The 12,882-nt window shown below is 71.5% G+C and carries 16 protein-coding genes; 6 read left to right on the forward strand and 10 right to left on the reverse strand.

Annotation, left to right across the window (positions count from 1 at the left end; translation table 11 throughout):
* Positions 1–397 precede the first annotated feature (397 nt).
* Positions 398–1,048, reverse strand: coding sequence for a DNA-3-methyladenine glycosylase (locus ACZ5XZ_RS33795; protein WP_468985173.1), 651 nt, complete (start codon positions 1,046–1,048; stop codon positions 398–400).
* Positions 1,049–1,232: 184 nt separating this feature from the next.
* Between ACZ5XZ_RS33795 and ACZ5XZ_RS33800 the strand changes: the two genes are divergently transcribed.
* The 3 genes from ACZ5XZ_RS33800 to ACZ5XZ_RS33810 all read left to right on the forward strand — a co-directional run bounded on the left by ACZ5XZ_RS33800 (position 1,233) and on the right by ACZ5XZ_RS33810 (position 3,486).
* Complete coding sequence (locus tag ACZ5XZ_RS33800) at positions 1,233–2,015, forward strand: sporulation protein (RefSeq protein WP_468985176.1); 783 nt, start codon at positions 1,233–1,235, stop codon at positions 2,013–2,015.
* Between the two features lie 41 nt (positions 2,016–2,056).
* Positions 2,057–2,593, forward strand: a complete 537-nt coding sequence (locus ACZ5XZ_RS33805; protein ID WP_468985178.1) for a YbhB/YbcL family Raf kinase inhibitor-like protein — start codon at positions 2,057–2,059, stop codon at positions 2,591–2,593.
* A gap of 389 nt (positions 2,594–2,982) precedes the next feature.
* The gene (locus ACZ5XZ_RS33810) at positions 2,983–3,486 is read left to right on the forward strand and encodes an HNH endonuclease (protein ID WP_384441797.1); all 504 of its coding nucleotides are present in this window, start codon (positions 2,983–2,985) and stop codon (positions 3,484–3,486) included.
* A gap of 35 nt (positions 3,487–3,521) precedes the next feature.
* On the opposite strand, the gene ACZ5XZ_RS33815 is transcribed toward ACZ5XZ_RS33810, so the two are convergent.
* The 4 genes from ACZ5XZ_RS33815 to ACZ5XZ_RS33830 all read right to left on the reverse strand — a co-directional run bounded on the left by ACZ5XZ_RS33815 (position 3,522) and on the right by ACZ5XZ_RS33830 (position 6,747).
* Entirely contained in the window at positions 3,522–4,289 is a 768-nt protein-coding gene (locus ACZ5XZ_RS33815) for a sulfite exporter TauE/SafE family protein (RefSeq protein ID WP_468985181.1), read from the reverse strand.
* A 63-nt stretch (positions 4,290–4,352) separates the two neighbouring features.
* Entirely contained in the window at positions 4,353–5,291 is a 939-nt protein-coding gene (locus ACZ5XZ_RS33820) for an SPFH domain-containing protein (RefSeq protein ID WP_399150038.1), read from the reverse strand.
* Between the two features lie 103 nt (positions 5,292–5,394).
* Entirely contained in the window at positions 5,395–5,808 is a 414-nt protein-coding gene (locus ACZ5XZ_RS33825) for an NfeD family protein (RefSeq protein WP_468985361.1), read from the reverse strand.
* A gap of 126 nt (positions 5,809–5,934) precedes the next feature.
* Positions 5,935–6,747, reverse strand: coding sequence for an ABC transporter ATP-binding protein (locus ACZ5XZ_RS33830; protein ID WP_468985184.1), 813 nt, complete (start codon positions 6,745–6,747; stop codon positions 5,935–5,937).
* An 88-nt stretch (positions 6,748–6,835) separates the two neighbouring features.
* Between ACZ5XZ_RS33830 and ACZ5XZ_RS33835 the strand changes: the two genes are divergently transcribed.
* Positions 6,836–7,648, forward strand: coding sequence for a hypothetical protein (locus tag ACZ5XZ_RS33835; protein ID WP_468985186.1), 813 nt, complete (start codon positions 6,836–6,838; stop codon positions 7,646–7,648).
* A gap of 105 nt (positions 7,649–7,753) precedes the next feature.
* Here ACZ5XZ_RS33835 and ACZ5XZ_RS33840 read toward each other — a convergent pair whose 3' ends face one another.
* From ACZ5XZ_RS33840 to ACZ5XZ_RS33860, 5 genes are all read right to left on the reverse strand, one after another.
* Entirely contained in the window at positions 7,754–7,885 is a 132-nt protein-coding gene (locus ACZ5XZ_RS33840; protein ID WP_468985188.1) for a chaplin family protein, read from the reverse strand.
* 149 nt (positions 7,886–8,034) lie between these two features.
* Complete coding sequence (locus tag ACZ5XZ_RS33845) at positions 8,035–8,280, reverse strand: chaplin (RefSeq protein WP_384441779.1); 246 nt, start codon at positions 8,278–8,280, stop codon at positions 8,035–8,037.
* 158 nt (positions 8,281–8,438) lie between these two features.
* Entirely contained in the window at positions 8,439–8,681 is a 243-nt protein-coding gene (locus ACZ5XZ_RS33850) for a chaplin (protein WP_384441776.1), read from the reverse strand.
* 189 nt (positions 8,682–8,870) lie between these two features.
* A complete protein-coding gene (locus ACZ5XZ_RS33855) occupies positions 8,871–9,518 on the reverse strand; it encodes a response regulator (RefSeq protein WP_468985191.1) in 648 nt (215 codons plus the stop codon).
* Entirely contained in the window at positions 9,511–10,656 is a 1,146-nt protein-coding gene (locus tag ACZ5XZ_RS33860; protein ID WP_468985193.1) for a GAF domain-containing sensor histidine kinase, read from the reverse strand. The genes ACZ5XZ_RS33855 and ACZ5XZ_RS33860 overlap by 8 nt, the downstream gene beginning before the upstream one ends.
* A 189-nt stretch (positions 10,657–10,845) precedes the next feature.
* Here ACZ5XZ_RS33860 and ACZ5XZ_RS33865 point away from each other — a divergent pair, with 189 nt between their 5' ends.
* Complete coding sequence (locus tag ACZ5XZ_RS33865) at positions 10,846–11,721, forward strand: SDR family NAD(P)-dependent oxidoreductase (RefSeq protein ID WP_468985196.1); 876 nt, start codon at positions 10,846–10,848, stop codon at positions 11,719–11,721.
* Positions 11,718–12,866: an S-adenosylmethionine:tRNA ribosyltransferase-isomerase gene (locus ACZ5XZ_RS33870; protein ID WP_468985199.1), complete on the forward strand. Its 1,149-nt coding sequence runs from the start codon at positions 11,718–11,720 to the stop codon at positions 12,864–12,866. The genes ACZ5XZ_RS33865 and ACZ5XZ_RS33870 overlap by 4 nt, the downstream gene beginning before the upstream one ends.
* Positions 12,867–12,882 lie beyond the last annotated feature (16 nt).

Raw genomic sequence — 12,882 nt, forward strand, 5'->3', positions numbered from 1 at the left:
TTCCTGTTTCACCAGGATCTCCGGGCGCTTCCCTTCGGTCTTGCGTTTCCGACTCTATCAGATCCTTGCGGCTCCGATTTTCGCCGGTGCGTTTCAGCTTTTCGGCTTCTTCGCGTTTCCGACTCTAGCAGATCCGGTTTCGCTTTGATTCCGGTTCCGATTTCCGTCGGAGGTTCGCTTCGGGGCGGCTTTTCGGCTGCCCTTTCGGCGTGGTTACTACTTTAGCGGCTTTCCCTTGCGGCTCATAATCGAGCCGGCGGATCGAATTTCGGCAACGCCGAATAAGACCCGTCAGGGAGTCGTTGAGAGTAGTTGGTTGTGCCGCCTGGCGGTCTGCGCAGATAGCGCTGCCCGTCTCCAACGGCTCGGGCTACGTTAGGCGGTTGACCGTGGAGAGTCAAGTTGCGCCGGCCGTGCGGCGGCGCGGGACGTGCCGGCGGTATGGACTGACCGTCGGATCGTCGGCGATCCAGTAACGCCAAGGGTGGTCGGCTCCGTCTCCGCCGACGCCGGTGCGCGGGCCGTTGCGTACCTGCTCGGGGGCGGGCGGGCGGCCGTGCAGCAGAGTGAGGGGGGCTTGGCCGCCGGCGCACAGGTCCACACCGTCGAGGGCGCGGTCGATGTCGAGGGCGGTGGCCAGGCGGGCCGGGCCCTTCGCCAGCTCGTGGGCGCTGCGGGCCTTGGGGCGCCGGGCCGCGGCGAGTGCGGCGCCGGTGAGGATCTCGCCGGCGCGCAGGAGGACGCCGCTCGCCTGGCCCTCGGGGCCGCAGACCGCGTTCAGGCTGAACCACATGCCATAGATGAAGTAGACGTACGCGTGGCCGGGCGGGCCGAACATGGTGGCGTTTCGGGCGGTGCGGCCGCGGTAGGCGTGGGAACCGGGGTCGGACTCGCCGTCGTACGCCTCGACCTCGGTCAGGCGGAGTTCGATCGGGCCGTCGGGGGTGTGGCGGACGAGAGTGCGGCCCAGGAGGTCGGGGGCCACCTCCACGACGGGGCGGTCGAAGAAGTCGCGGTGGAGCGGCATTCGTTCCGGTACGTCGGTCATGCGGCCCGAGGGTAGTGGAGCGGTGGTGGGTGCCGGCTGGCCAGCGGGGCGTCGGGGTTGGGAAGGTGGGGCCGTGGAACCGGCCTTCGCGGTTTCGCGTTCGTAGGAAGCGATGCGCAGGAACCGAGCCGAGATCTCGGCGCGCGACAACACAGCACAGGCGTTCCGCCTGGGGAGGACGAGCATGGGATTCAAGAAACTGCTGGCGAGCCTGGGTGCCGGGGGCGCGTCGGTGGAGACGGTGCTCTTCGAGGAGAACGTGGTCCCCGGCGGGGTGGCGCAGGGCGAGGTGCGGATCCAGGGCGGGTCCGTCGCCCAGGAGATCCAGGGGCTGTCGGTCGGGCTGCAGGCCCGGGTCGAGGTCGAGAGCGGCGAGGAGGAGTACAAGCGGAACATCCAGTTCACCAAGGTGCAGCTGGGTGGCGCGTTCGAGGTGCAGCCGGGTGCGGCGCACACGGTGCCGTTCGGGCTGGAGATTCCGTGGGAGACGCCGATCACCACGTTCCTCGGGACGCATCTGCACGGGATGAGCGTCGGGGTGACCACGGAGCTGGCGATCGCCCGGGCGGTGGACTCCGGTGACCTCGACCCGGTGAACGTCCACCCGCTGCCGGCGCAGCAGGCCATTCTCGACGCGTTCGGGCGGCTCGGGTTCCGTTTCAAGGCCGCTGACCTGGAGCAGGGGCACATCCGGGGGACGCGGCAGAAGCTGCCCTTCTACCAGGAGATCGAGTTCCACGCCCCGCAGCAGTACCGGGGGCTGAACCAGGTCGAGCTGTCGTTCGTGGCGGACGACCGGGAGATGGACGTCATCCTGGAGATGGACAAGAAGCCGGGGCTGTTCACCGAGGGGTCGGACACCTACCGGTCGTTCACGGTCGGGCTCAACGACTTCGAGGGGACCGACTGGGCGGCGTACCTCAACCAGTGGCTGGCGGAGGTCGGTGGCAAGCGGAACTGGCTCTAACCTGGCCGGACAAGGTGTCAGCAAGCGACCAGGAGGTTCGCGTGTCCGAGCTGAAGCGGCGGCCGCTCCCGCACGATTTCCATCCGCCGGTGCCGGAGTTCACAGTACTGAGCGATGAGGTGGAGCCGGGCGGGACGCTGCGGCCGGAGCAGGTCTTCGCCGAGGGGAACCGTTCGCCGCACCTGCGGTGGGAGGGCGCTCCCGCGGGGACGAAGAGCTACGCCGTCACCTGCTACGACCCGGACGCGCCGACGGGCAGCGGTTTTTGGCACTGGTCGCTGTTCGACATCCCGGCATCGGTGACGGAGCTGCCGACCGGTGCCGGGTCCGGGGAGATGAAGGGGCTGCCCGAGGGCGCCGTCCATGTCCGCAACGACTACGGGACGCGGGACTTCGGGGGCGCGGCGCCGCCGCCCGGGGACGGTCCGCACCGGTATGTCTTCACGGTGTACGCGGTGGACCAGGAGAAGCTGGGGCCGGACGCGGACGCCTCGCCCGCCGTGGTGGGGTTCAATCTGCGGTTCCACACGATCGGCCGGGCCCATCTGGTCGCCGAGTACGAGGTCCCGGCGGGCTGAGCCCCGTAATTCCGTTGCGCCCCGGCGCTTCCGACACGCAGAGTGGTACGTGCGCCGCCGCCCCGTAACAAGGGCGTCGGGCAGCTGGTACCGCAGTGGCGGGAGCGGCGGGGCGCAGGTGTGTCGCCGGCCGCTTGTCGGAGCCCGTGTGTGTCGGGCGTCCTCGCCGGCTGCCGTTCGCTCCGGGTCCCGCGTGTCTCACGGGGGTGGGACCCGGAGCGCTGCCGTTCCCGGTGTGCGGGGTGCCGCCGGACCACCTCTTCTTCATCTTCTGATCTCTCTCCATTTCCCTTGTGGCATGCGGAAATTGCGTTGTTCGGGGAATACCTGCCGCTGCACAGTGGAGCAACTTCGCCACGGGGGCGGAGCGGGTCCGGGAGGTGGACGGGATGCGCGAGACGCTGGTGCTGAATGCGAGCTTCGAGCCGCTGGCGACGGTGTCGCTGCGGCGCGCGGTGGTGCTGGTCATGCAGGACAAGGCCGTCGTCGAGCATGCGCACCCGGGGCTGCGGATCCGGGCCGCCTCGGTGGACGTGCCGGTGCCGCAGGTGATCAGACTGAGCAGATACGTACGGGTGCCGTTCCGAAAACGGGCGCCGTGGTCGCGGCGGGGTGTGCTGGTGCGTGACCAGCACCGGTGTGCGTACTGCGGGCGCCGGGCGACCACGGTGGACCATGTGGTGCCGCGTTCGCACGGCGGTGGGGACACCTGGCTGAATACCGTCGCCTCGTGCGCGGAGGACAACCACCGCAAGGCGGACCGTACGCCGGAGCAGGCGGGTATGCAGCTGCTGCGGCGGCCGTTCGAGCCGACGCCGGCGGATGCGCTGCTGTCGACGCTGGGGGTGTCCGTGCGGGAGGCGCTGCCGGAGTGGCTGGCCCTGCCGGCGTAGCGCCGTCCGGCCGCTGAGCCGTCGTCCGACTCCCGCTATTTGAGGAGGAGTTGGACGATGGCCAGCAGGCCGACGACGACGATCACGGCGCGCAGGGCGGTGGGCGGCAGCCGGCGGCCGATCCTCGCGCCGAGCAGGCCGCCGAGGGTGGAGCCGAGGGCGATCAGGCCCACGGCGGCCCAGTCGAAGGTGGCGACGAAGAGGAAGAAGACCGCCGCGATGCCGTTGACCATCGCGGCGAGGACGTTCTTTGTCGCGTTGAGGCGCTGCAGGTCCTCGTCGAGCAGCAGGCCCATCAAGGCCATGTAGATCACGCCCTGGGCGGCGCCGAAGTAGCCGCCGTAGGCGCTGGCGAGCAGCAGCCCGAGGAGCAGGAGGGGGCCGCCGTCGGGGTGTGCGGTGGTGCCGCTGCGCGCACGGCGGGCGCGGAGCCGGGCGGAGAGCGTGGGCTGTGCGACGACGAGGACGAGCGCGACCGCGATCAGCGCCGGGACGACTATGGCGAACGCCTCCGGTGGCAGCGCCAGCAGCAGGATCGCGCCGCCCAGGCCGCCGAGGAGGGCGGTGGCCCCCAAGCGCAGTAGGCGGCGGCGCTGGCCGGAGAGTTCACGGCGGTAGCCGAAGGCGCCGCTGAGCGACCCGGGCACCAGCCCCAGGGTGTTGGAGACGTTGGCGGTGACCGGCGGCAGTCCGAAGGCGAGCAGCACCGGGAAGGTGATGAGGGTCCCGGACCCGACGATGGTGTTGATCGTGCCGGCGCCGACTCCCGCGGCGAGGACGGCGACGGCTTCCCAGATGGTCACGCTGGCTCCCCCGAGCATGATCGGTACGGTCTCGCCCGATCATGCCCCAGGGGCGCGCGGTGGTCAGTCGATCGGCGGATTTTCGTGCTTCGGCGTGCTGGGCTTGGGGATGGAGCCGCCGCCGGTCGGCGGGGCGAAGTTGCCGATGGCGCCGCCGAGGCCCTTGAGGGCGTCGCCGATCTCGCTCGGCACGATCCAGAGCTTGTTGGCGTCGCCTTCGGCGATCTTCGGGAGCATCTGGAGGTACTGGTAGGACAGCAGCTTCTGGTCCGGGTCGCCGGCGTGGATGGACTCGAAGACCACCCGGATCGCCTGGGCCTCGCCCTCGGCGCGCAGTGCGGCGGCCTTGGCCTCACCCTCGGCACGCAGGATGGAGGACTGCTTCTCACCCTCGGCGGTCAGGATCTGGGACTGGCGGACACCTTCGGCCTGGAGGATGGCGGCGCGCTTGTCGCGGTCGGCGCGCATCTGCTTCTCCATCGAGTCCTGGATGGAGGTCGGCGGCTCGATGGCCTTGAGCTCGACGCGGTTGACGCGGATGCCCCACTTGCCGGTGGCCTCGTCCAGGACGCCGCGCAGCGCCGCGTTGATCTCCTCGCGGGAGGTCAGGGTCCGCTCCAGGTCCATGCCGCCGATGATGTTCCGCAGGGTGGTGACCGTGAGCTGCTCGATGGCCTGGATGTAGCTGGCGACCTCGTACGTCGCCGCGCGGGCGTCCGTCACCTGGTAGTAGATGACGGTGTCGATGTTCACGACCAGGTTGTCCTGGGTGATCACCGGCTGCGGCGGGAACGGCACGACCTGCTCGCGGAGGTCGATGCGGTTGCGGATGGAGTCGATGAACGGGACGACGATGTTCAGGCCCGCGTTCAGGGTTCTCGTATAGCGGCCGAAGCGCTCCACGATGGCGGCGCTGGCCTGTGGGATGACCTGGATCGTTTTGATGAGTGCGATGAACACGAGCACCACCAGGATGATCAGGACGATGATGATCGGTTCCACAGCGGCTCCCGTGCCCTTCGTTGCTGGTCCGTGCCGGCCGGTGTGACCGGCTTGCCGTTGATCAGTCTTTCAGAGACATGGCTCGTGGCGCAGCGTGTTCAGCTCAGATGACGACGGCGGTGGCGCCGTCGATCTCGACGACGTCGACCTGCTGGCCGGGCTCGTAGACCCGCTCGGTGTCCAGGGCGCGGGCGGACCAGATCTCGCCGGCGAGTTTGATGCGGCCGCCCTGGCCGCCGTCGACCCGCTCCAGGACCGTGGCGGTCCTGCCCTTGAGCGCGTCGATTCCGGAGGCGAGTTGGGGGCCCTGGCCGCGGTGGCGGTTGGCGATCGGCCGTACGACGGCGATCAGCGCCACCGATACGGCGGCGAACACGATGAATTGGAGGACGGTGCCGCCACCTACCGCTGCGGTGACGGCACCGGCGACGGCGCCGACCGCGAGCATCCCGAATTCGGGCATCGCGGTCACGACGAGAGGAATACCCAGTCCTACGGCGGCGATCAGCCACCACACCCATGGATCCACGGCTTCATGGTAGGTCCGTGCGGCGGACCGGGACAGGGCGCGATCGGTCGGCGACCGGGGCCGGCGCCGTGCCAGGGGCTCCTACGGGGTGGGCGGCCGGGCGACCGGCGGGGCTCAGGTCAGCGGCAGGCCCTGCGCGGTCCAGCGGTCGTTGCCGTTGCGCTCGACGATCAGCGGCAGGCCGAAGCAGTGGGAGAGGTTGCTGGAGGTCAGTTCGAGGTCGAGCGGGCCGGCGGCGAGCACCTTGCCCTGACGGATCATCAGGACGTGGGTGAAGCCGGGGGCGATCTCCTCGACATGGTGGGTGACCATGATCATCGAGGGCGCGTACGGGTCGCGGGCCAGGCGGCCGAGGCGGCGCACCAGGTCCTCGCGGCCACCGAGGTCGAGGCCGGCGGCCGGCTCGTCCAGCAGGAGCAGCTCGGGGTCGGTCATCATCGCGCGGGCGATCAGGGCGCGCTTGCGCTCCCCCTCGGAGAGGGTGCCGAACTTGCGGTCGAGATAGGCGGTCATGCCCAGGCGGTCGAGGAAGGCGCGGGCGCGCTGCTCGTCGACGTCCTCGTAGTCCTCCTGCCAGCTCGCGGTCATGCCGTACGCGGCGGTGAGCACGGTCTGCAGGACGGTCTGGCTGCGCGGCAGCTTGTCGGCGAGCGCGATGCCGGCGACGCCGATGCGCGGGCGCAGGTCGAAGACGTCGACCTTGCCGAGCTGCTCTCCGAGGATGGAGGCGGTGCCCTTGGTCGGGAAGAGGTAGCTGGAGGCGACATTCAGCAGGGTGGTCTTGCCGGCGCCGTTGGGGCCGAGGATCACCCAGCGCTCCCCCTCCTTCACCGACCAGGAGACCTGGTCCACCAGAGCCCGTCCCTCGCGGACCACGGATACGTCCACCAGCTCCAGCACATCGCTCATGAGCGCGTTGTCTCCCATTGCTTCTCGGTCGTCGCGTACACCTGTAGGCGCAGCCCCTGCAAACCTACGCCACTCGTTGTCAGTGCCGTTCCCTAGGCTGGGGGCCATGCTCGATGAACCTCGCTCGGGACGGCTGGCGGCATGGGGAAATGCCCTTTTGGCCGGACTTGTCTCGCCAGATGAAGCCGCGCATCGGATCGCGGACGACGATGCGGTGCACCGCGTGGAAGGCCTGCCCGGGGAGGAGAAGCCGGTCGGGCTGACGCTCGCGCTGGGCCGGCTGCGGACGATGGGGGCGGTCGGCCTGCGGCTCGCGCTGCCGGTGCCGGGGCATCCGCTGGGGTTGTGCGGCCCGCCGGAATTCAATGCGCGGGCGCTGGAGGCCGGGGAGGCGGTGCTCGCCGCGGGTGCCGGGCTGGGGCTGGTCCCGGAGGCGTACGAGGCCGGGCCCGAGGGCGGTGCCGCGCCCGATGTGCATGTGGAGGTGGTCTGGCGCTGCCTGCCGGCGCGCGAGGCGCATCCGGCCGATGTGCCGTCGCTGGGCGAGGCGGAGCGGGAGCTGGCGGAGGCGCTGCGGGAGGCGACCGAGCTGCTCTCGAAGCTGGATGTGGCCGGGTCCGGTCCGGTGGCGCAGGCGGCGCTGGAGGCGTACCGGGCACGGGCGGAGGCCGGACGGCAGGTGCTGGCCCCCGGGTATCCGCCGCGCGCGGTGCGGGTGCTGGAGCTCGCGCAGCGGGTCGGCGCGCTGATCGACATCGCCCGCGCGGCGGGCGGGGACGGGGAGCACGGCGGGGCGGTGAGCTCGTCGGAGATCGCGGCGCGTGCGGAGGCGCTGCGACCGGTGGAGCGTACGGCCCGGCGGGCGCAGGTGGCGGCGTACAACTCCGCGATGGAGGAGCGGGAGCGGCGCCGGGGGTGAACGGAACGGGCCCCGCCGGACCATTGTGTGGTCGACGACGGGGCCGTTGCCGAGGCAGGGCGAACAGCTCGGGCAGGTGAGCTGTTCACCCCGTTCCGGGCAACCTCAGCTGTTCGCGCTCTCATTGTCGAAGGTGGGGTTGAGCACACCGACGACGTGGGCACTGTTGCCGGTGGCGATGCCGAGGGCCAGCCCGGCGGTGGCGACGACGAGTGCGACCCTCTTGGCAGTATTCATGGAGTGTGAGTTCCTTACGAGGTGGCACAGGGCCGCAAACGACGGTTGCTGTGCGGAGCCAGGGGCCGGCCGGGTGTCCGAGGGCCGACAGCGCCCGCGGGCTGAACAGCTCGGGGCAGGTGAGCTGTTCAGCCCGCGATCAGGCAGCGTCAGTTGTTGACGCTGACGTTGTCGAAGACGGCGTTGCCGATCCCCACCACGTTGGCGCTGTTGCCGTTGACGTTCACGGGGATGTTCACCGGCACCTGGGTGTTGTTGCCGGAGACGATGCCCGGGGAGTGCACGGCCTGGCCGCCGGCCTGGGAACCGTCGGTGGCGAACGCGGCGCCGGCGGCGGCACCAAGGGCCAGACCGGTGGCGGAGAGAACGAGGGCGGCCTTCTTGACGGTGTTCATGAGATGAGTTCCTTAGGTGGTGGCACGGGGCCACGGACGACGGTGGTGGTGCGGAGCGGACCGGCCGCTCGTCCAAGGGGTGACGGGGCCGGTCCGGCGTGACCCGCAGGGTTCATGACGGAGCGCGGGTCACGCGGATCACGCGGGTGGGGCCTCGGTCAGTTGTTGACGCAGCGCTCACCGAAGTTGGGGTTGAGAATGCCCACGATGTGGAGGCTGTTGCCACAGACGTTCGTGGCGACGTTCACCGGCACCTGGGTGTTGTTGCCGGAGACGATGCCCGGGGAGTGCACGGCCTGGCCGCCGGCCTGCGGGCCGTGGGCCGAAGCGACGCCGGCGCCCGCGAGGGCGAGACCGCTCGCCACCATCGTGATGGCCGCTGCGCGCTTGATGTTCTTCACTCTCTTGCTCCTCATTGCCGTTGCCGTGACCAGCCGCCACGACTGCTCTGAACAACGGCCCGCCCCGAGGAGAGATACGCCAAACGGGCTACGGCTACACGACAGTATGAATCTCTGATCGGAAGTCGACGTTCGGCTTGACGCATTGTCGTACGGGACGACCGTCGGATCCCCGGGGCGGTGCGGGTTTCAGGCCCCGATGCCGTGCCGGACGGCCCACAGCGCCGCCTGTGTCCGGTCGGCGAGGTCGAGCTTCATGAGGATGTTGGAGACGTGGGTCTTGACGGTCTTCTCGGACAGCACCAGCGCCCGGGCGATCTCGCGGTTGGATCGGCCGTCCGCGATCAGGCCCAGCACCTCGCTCTCCCGTTCCGTGAGCGAGGTGCCGCGCCCCTGGCCGCCGTTGCCCTCGTCCTGGGAGAGCAGCGCGCCGGCCACTTCGGGCTGCAGCAGGACATGGCCGGCGTGGACGGAGCGGATGGCGGCGGCCAGCGCCTCCGGGTCGATGTCCTTGTAGACGTAGCCGGCGGCGCCCGCGCGCAGCGCCGGGACGACGGTGCGCTGCTCGGTGAAGCTCGTCACCACCAGCACCCGTGCGGGGTTGTCCAGTTCGCGCAGTTTGCGGAGCGCCTCGATGCCGTCCATCCCGGGCATCTTGACGTCCATCAGGACGACGTCCGGGCGCAGTTGCTCGGCGGCGGCGACGCCCTCGGCCCCGTCGGAGGCCTCCCCCACCACCTCGATGTCGTCCTGGACCTCCAGGAACGTCCGCAGCCCCCGGCGGACGACCTGGTGGTCGTCGACCAGCAGTACGCGGATTGAGCCGGTGTCAGCCACCGGGCACCTCCATCTCGACAGCGGTGCCCTTGCCGGGCTCCGACTCCACGGTGAGCTTTCCGCCGACGCCGCCGGCGCGGTCGCGCATCGAGACCAGGCCGAGGTGGCGGCCGGCCCGGCGGACGGCCTTCGGGTCGAAGCCGCTGCCGTCGTCGGCGATCCGCAGCAGCGCCCCCTGGCCGCTGCGGGAGAGCGTGACCTCGACGCGTTCGGCGCCCGAGTGCCGCAGGGCGTTGTGCAGCGCCTCCTGGGCGACCCGGAGCACGGCTTCCTCCTGGGCGGCGGGCAGCGCCCGTACGCCCTGGGCCGCGAAGGTGACCTGTGCGCAGTGGGCGCGGTCCAGGACCTGGATCTGCGAGCGCAGGGTGGCGACCAGGCCGTCCTCGTCCAGGGCTGCGGGGCGCAGTTCGACGACGGCGGCGCGCAGTTCGTCGGCGGCCTCGGCGGCCAGCGCGGCGACCTGGTGCAGTTCGTCCTTGGCGCGGGCCGGGTCGCGGTCGACCAGGGCGGTGGCGGCCTGGGCGGTGAGGCGGAGCGAGAAGAGCTTCTGGGCGACCGCGTCGTGCAGTTCGTGGGCGAGGCGGGCGCGCTCGCCCGCGATGGTCAGCTCGCGGCTGCGCTCGTAGAGGCGGGCGTTGGTCAGGGCGATGGCGGCGTGCTGGGCGAGTATGCCGAGCAGCCGCTCGTCGTCTTCGGTGAAGCCGCAGGTGCGGTCGGGCTTGGGGCAGCGCTTGTTGGCGAGGAAGAGGGCGCCGAGGATCTCGTCGCCGTCGGCGACCGGCAGGCCGAGGAAGTCGGACATGTCCGGGTGGGCCGCCGGCCAGCCGCCGAAGCGGGGGTCCTCGCGGACGTCGGCGAGCCGCTCGGGAGTGGCGTTGTGGAGCATCGCGGCGAGGATGCCGTGCTGCCGGGGCAGTGGGCCGATGGCCTTCCACTGCTCGGCGCTGACGCCGTCCACCACGAACTGGGCGAAGCCGCCGTGGTCGTCGGGCACCCCGAGGGCGGCGTACTCGGCGTCCAGCAGCTCGCGGGCCGAGGCCACGATCGTCTTCAGGACGTCGCGTACCTCCAGATGCCTGCTCATCGCCAGGATCGCGGTGCTCACCGCGGGGATCCCGGCTCCCGGTCCGTTGGTCATGGCCTCACCGTACCGGCGGGGTGAGCGGCCCGTATCGGTCCGGCGACGCCTTCCGCCTAGGACCCGCGGCCTAGGCCGAATGCCCTGGCCACGGCCGGTCCGCCGGCCGACGTCCCCGGGGCGGTGGCGTTCCTACGGTGAGGGCGTGGGCTCGGCTCCGCGGGCCCGGCCGGGAAAGGGGACGCGGTCATGCCGGTGGCGGTCATCACGGGGGCATCGAAGGGGCTGGGCCTGGCGCTCGCCGGGGCACTGGCCGGACGGGGCTGGGATCTGGTGGTGGACGCCAGGTCGGCCGGTCCGCTGGCCGAGGCGGCGCGGGAGCTGCGCGGGGCGGGGACGCGGGTGGTGGCGCTGCCCGGGGACGTGGCGGACGGCGGGCACCGGGCGGCGCTGGTGGCCGCGGCCGGGGAGCTGGGCGGGCTCGATCTGCTGGTGAACAACGCCAGCGCGCTGGGGGCCGAGCCGCTGGTGCGGCTGGCGGAGCTGCCGGCGGCGGGGCTGCGGAGGGCGCTGGAGGTGAACGTGGTGGCACCGCTGGAGCTCATCAAGGCGTCTTTGCCGCTTTTGCGTGGTTCCTCGTATTTCTCCTATCCGCCCTCGTATGAAGCAGAGGCCCTATATATAGGGGACGCACCGTTTAGGGGGGATGAGCACCCCACCGAGGCATACGATTCACACCCTTACTCCGAGAATTCCCAAAATGGTGACTTGTCCGTTTCGCACCCTTATGTAGGGGTGCATGGTGCCGTTCTCACCCTCAGCTCGGACGCCGCCGTCGAGGCCTATCCGACCTGGGGCGGCTACGGGGCCTCGAAAGCGGCGCTGGACCAGCTGTCGGCGGTGCTGGCGGTGGAGGAGCCGGAACTGCGGGTGTGGTGGGTGGACCCGGGCGACATGCAGACCGATCTGTACGCGGCCGCGGTACCGGACGACGACGGCTCCGGGCGGCCGCTGCCCCAGACGGTGGTCCCGGCGCTGCTGCGGCTGCTGGACGGGGCGGCCGCCAGTGGGCGGTACACGACCGCGGACCTGACGGCCGCGCCCCACGGCGGGAGCTTCCGGTGATCGCGGAGGTGCTCCCGGTCCCGCAGGAGCTGTCGGCGCGGGTGCCGGCCGAGCAGCGCGGACCGGGCCTGGGCCGGGATGCCGTACGGCTGCTGGTGAGCCGGGGCGCGGACGGGGTCGGCCACCACTCCTTCGGTGAGCTGCCGGAGCTGCTGGCGGCCGGGGACGTGCTGGTGGTGAACACCTCACGGACGCTGCCCGCGGCGGTGGACGGCAGGATCGGCGACGGGCGCGGACGCGGTGAGCCGGTGGTGGTGCACTTCTCGACCCGGGCGGACCGCCGGCACCCGGCGGGCCGGGCGGTGGTCGGCTGCTGGGCGGTGGAGCTGCGCAGCCCGGACGGCCTGGGCAGCACCCGGCCGCGGGCGGGCGGGCCGGCCGGCCTGGCGGTGCGGCTGCCGGGCGGGGGACGGCTGGTGCTCCAGGCCCCCGTGGACCCCGGCGGCCGTCGGCTGTGGTGGGCGCGGCCGGCGGGCGTGCGGGTGCCGGAGCTGATGCGGCGCCACGGGCGGCCGATCCGCTACGGCTACACGGACCGGGACCAGCCGCTGGCCGCCTACCAGACGGTGTTCGCCGAGGACTCCCCCGGCGACGGCAGCGCGGAGATGCCGAGCGCGGCGAGGCCCTTCACGCCGGAGCTGGTGGCGCGGCTGGTCGGCAGGGGGGTGCAGTTCGCGCCGATCTCGCTGCACACGGGGGTGGCGTCGGCGGAGGCGTTCGAGCCGCCGTATCCGGAGCGGTTCACGGTGCCGCCGATGACGGCGTGGCTGGTGAACGCCGTACGGGCGCGGCGGAGGGCGGCGCAGCGGGCGGGCGGTCCGGCGCGCGGCACCCCCGGGGGGCGGATCATCGCGGTGGGCACCACCGCCGTACGGGCGCTGGAGTCGGCGGCCGGGGCGGACGGGCGGGTGCGGGCGGCGGCCGGCTGGACGGAGCTGGTGGTGACGCCGGAGCGCGGGGTGCGGGCGGTGGACGGCCTGCTCACCGGGCTGCACGAGCCCACCGCCTCGCATCTGCTGATGCTTCAGGCGGTGGCGTCCGTGACGGCGGACGGGGCGACGCTGCGGCGCGCCTACGCCGAGGCGGTGCGGCGCCACTACCTGTGGCACGAATTCGGCGATCTGCATCTGCTGCTGCCGGACTGAGTTCCAGACTCGGTGC

It is taken from the genome of Streptomyces sp. NPDC033270 (assembly GCF_055576575.1).

Bases quoted from the DNA above. Each gene is read 5' to 3' on its own strand.
- ACZ5XZ_RS33795 (WP_468985173.1), bottom strand. From the start codon at position 1,048: ATGACCGACGTACCGGAACGAATGCCGCTCCACCGCGACTTCTTCGAC.
- ACZ5XZ_RS33800 (WP_468985176.1), top strand. From the start codon at position 1,233: ATGGGATTCAAGAAACTGCTGGCGAGCCTGGGTGCCGGGGGCGCGTCG.
- ACZ5XZ_RS33810 (WP_384441797.1), top strand. From the start codon at position 2,983: ATGCGCGAGACGCTGGTGCTGAATGCGAGCTTCGAGCCGCTGGCGACG.
- ACZ5XZ_RS33830 (WP_468985184.1), bottom strand. From the start codon at position 6,747: ATGGGAGACAACGCGCTCATGAGCGATGTGCTGGAGCTGGTGGACGTA.
- ACZ5XZ_RS33835 (WP_468985186.1), top strand. From the start codon at position 6,836: ATGCTCGATGAACCTCGCTCGGGACGGCTGGCGGCATGGGGAAATGCC.
- ACZ5XZ_RS33840 (WP_468985188.1), bottom strand. From the start codon at position 7,885: ATGAATACTGCCAAGAGGGTCGCACTCGTCGTCGCCACCGCCGGGCTG.
- ACZ5XZ_RS33845 (WP_384441779.1), bottom strand. From the start codon at position 8,280: ATGAACACCGTCAAGAAGGCCGCCCTCGTTCTCTCCGCCACCGGTCTG.
- ACZ5XZ_RS33860 (WP_468985193.1), bottom strand. From the start codon at position 10,656: ATGACCAACGGACCGGGAGCCGGGATCCCCGCGGTGAGCACCGCGATC.
- ACZ5XZ_RS33865 (WP_468985196.1), top strand. From the start codon at position 10,846: ATGCCGGTGGCGGTCATCACGGGGGCATCGAAGGGGCTGGGCCTGGCG.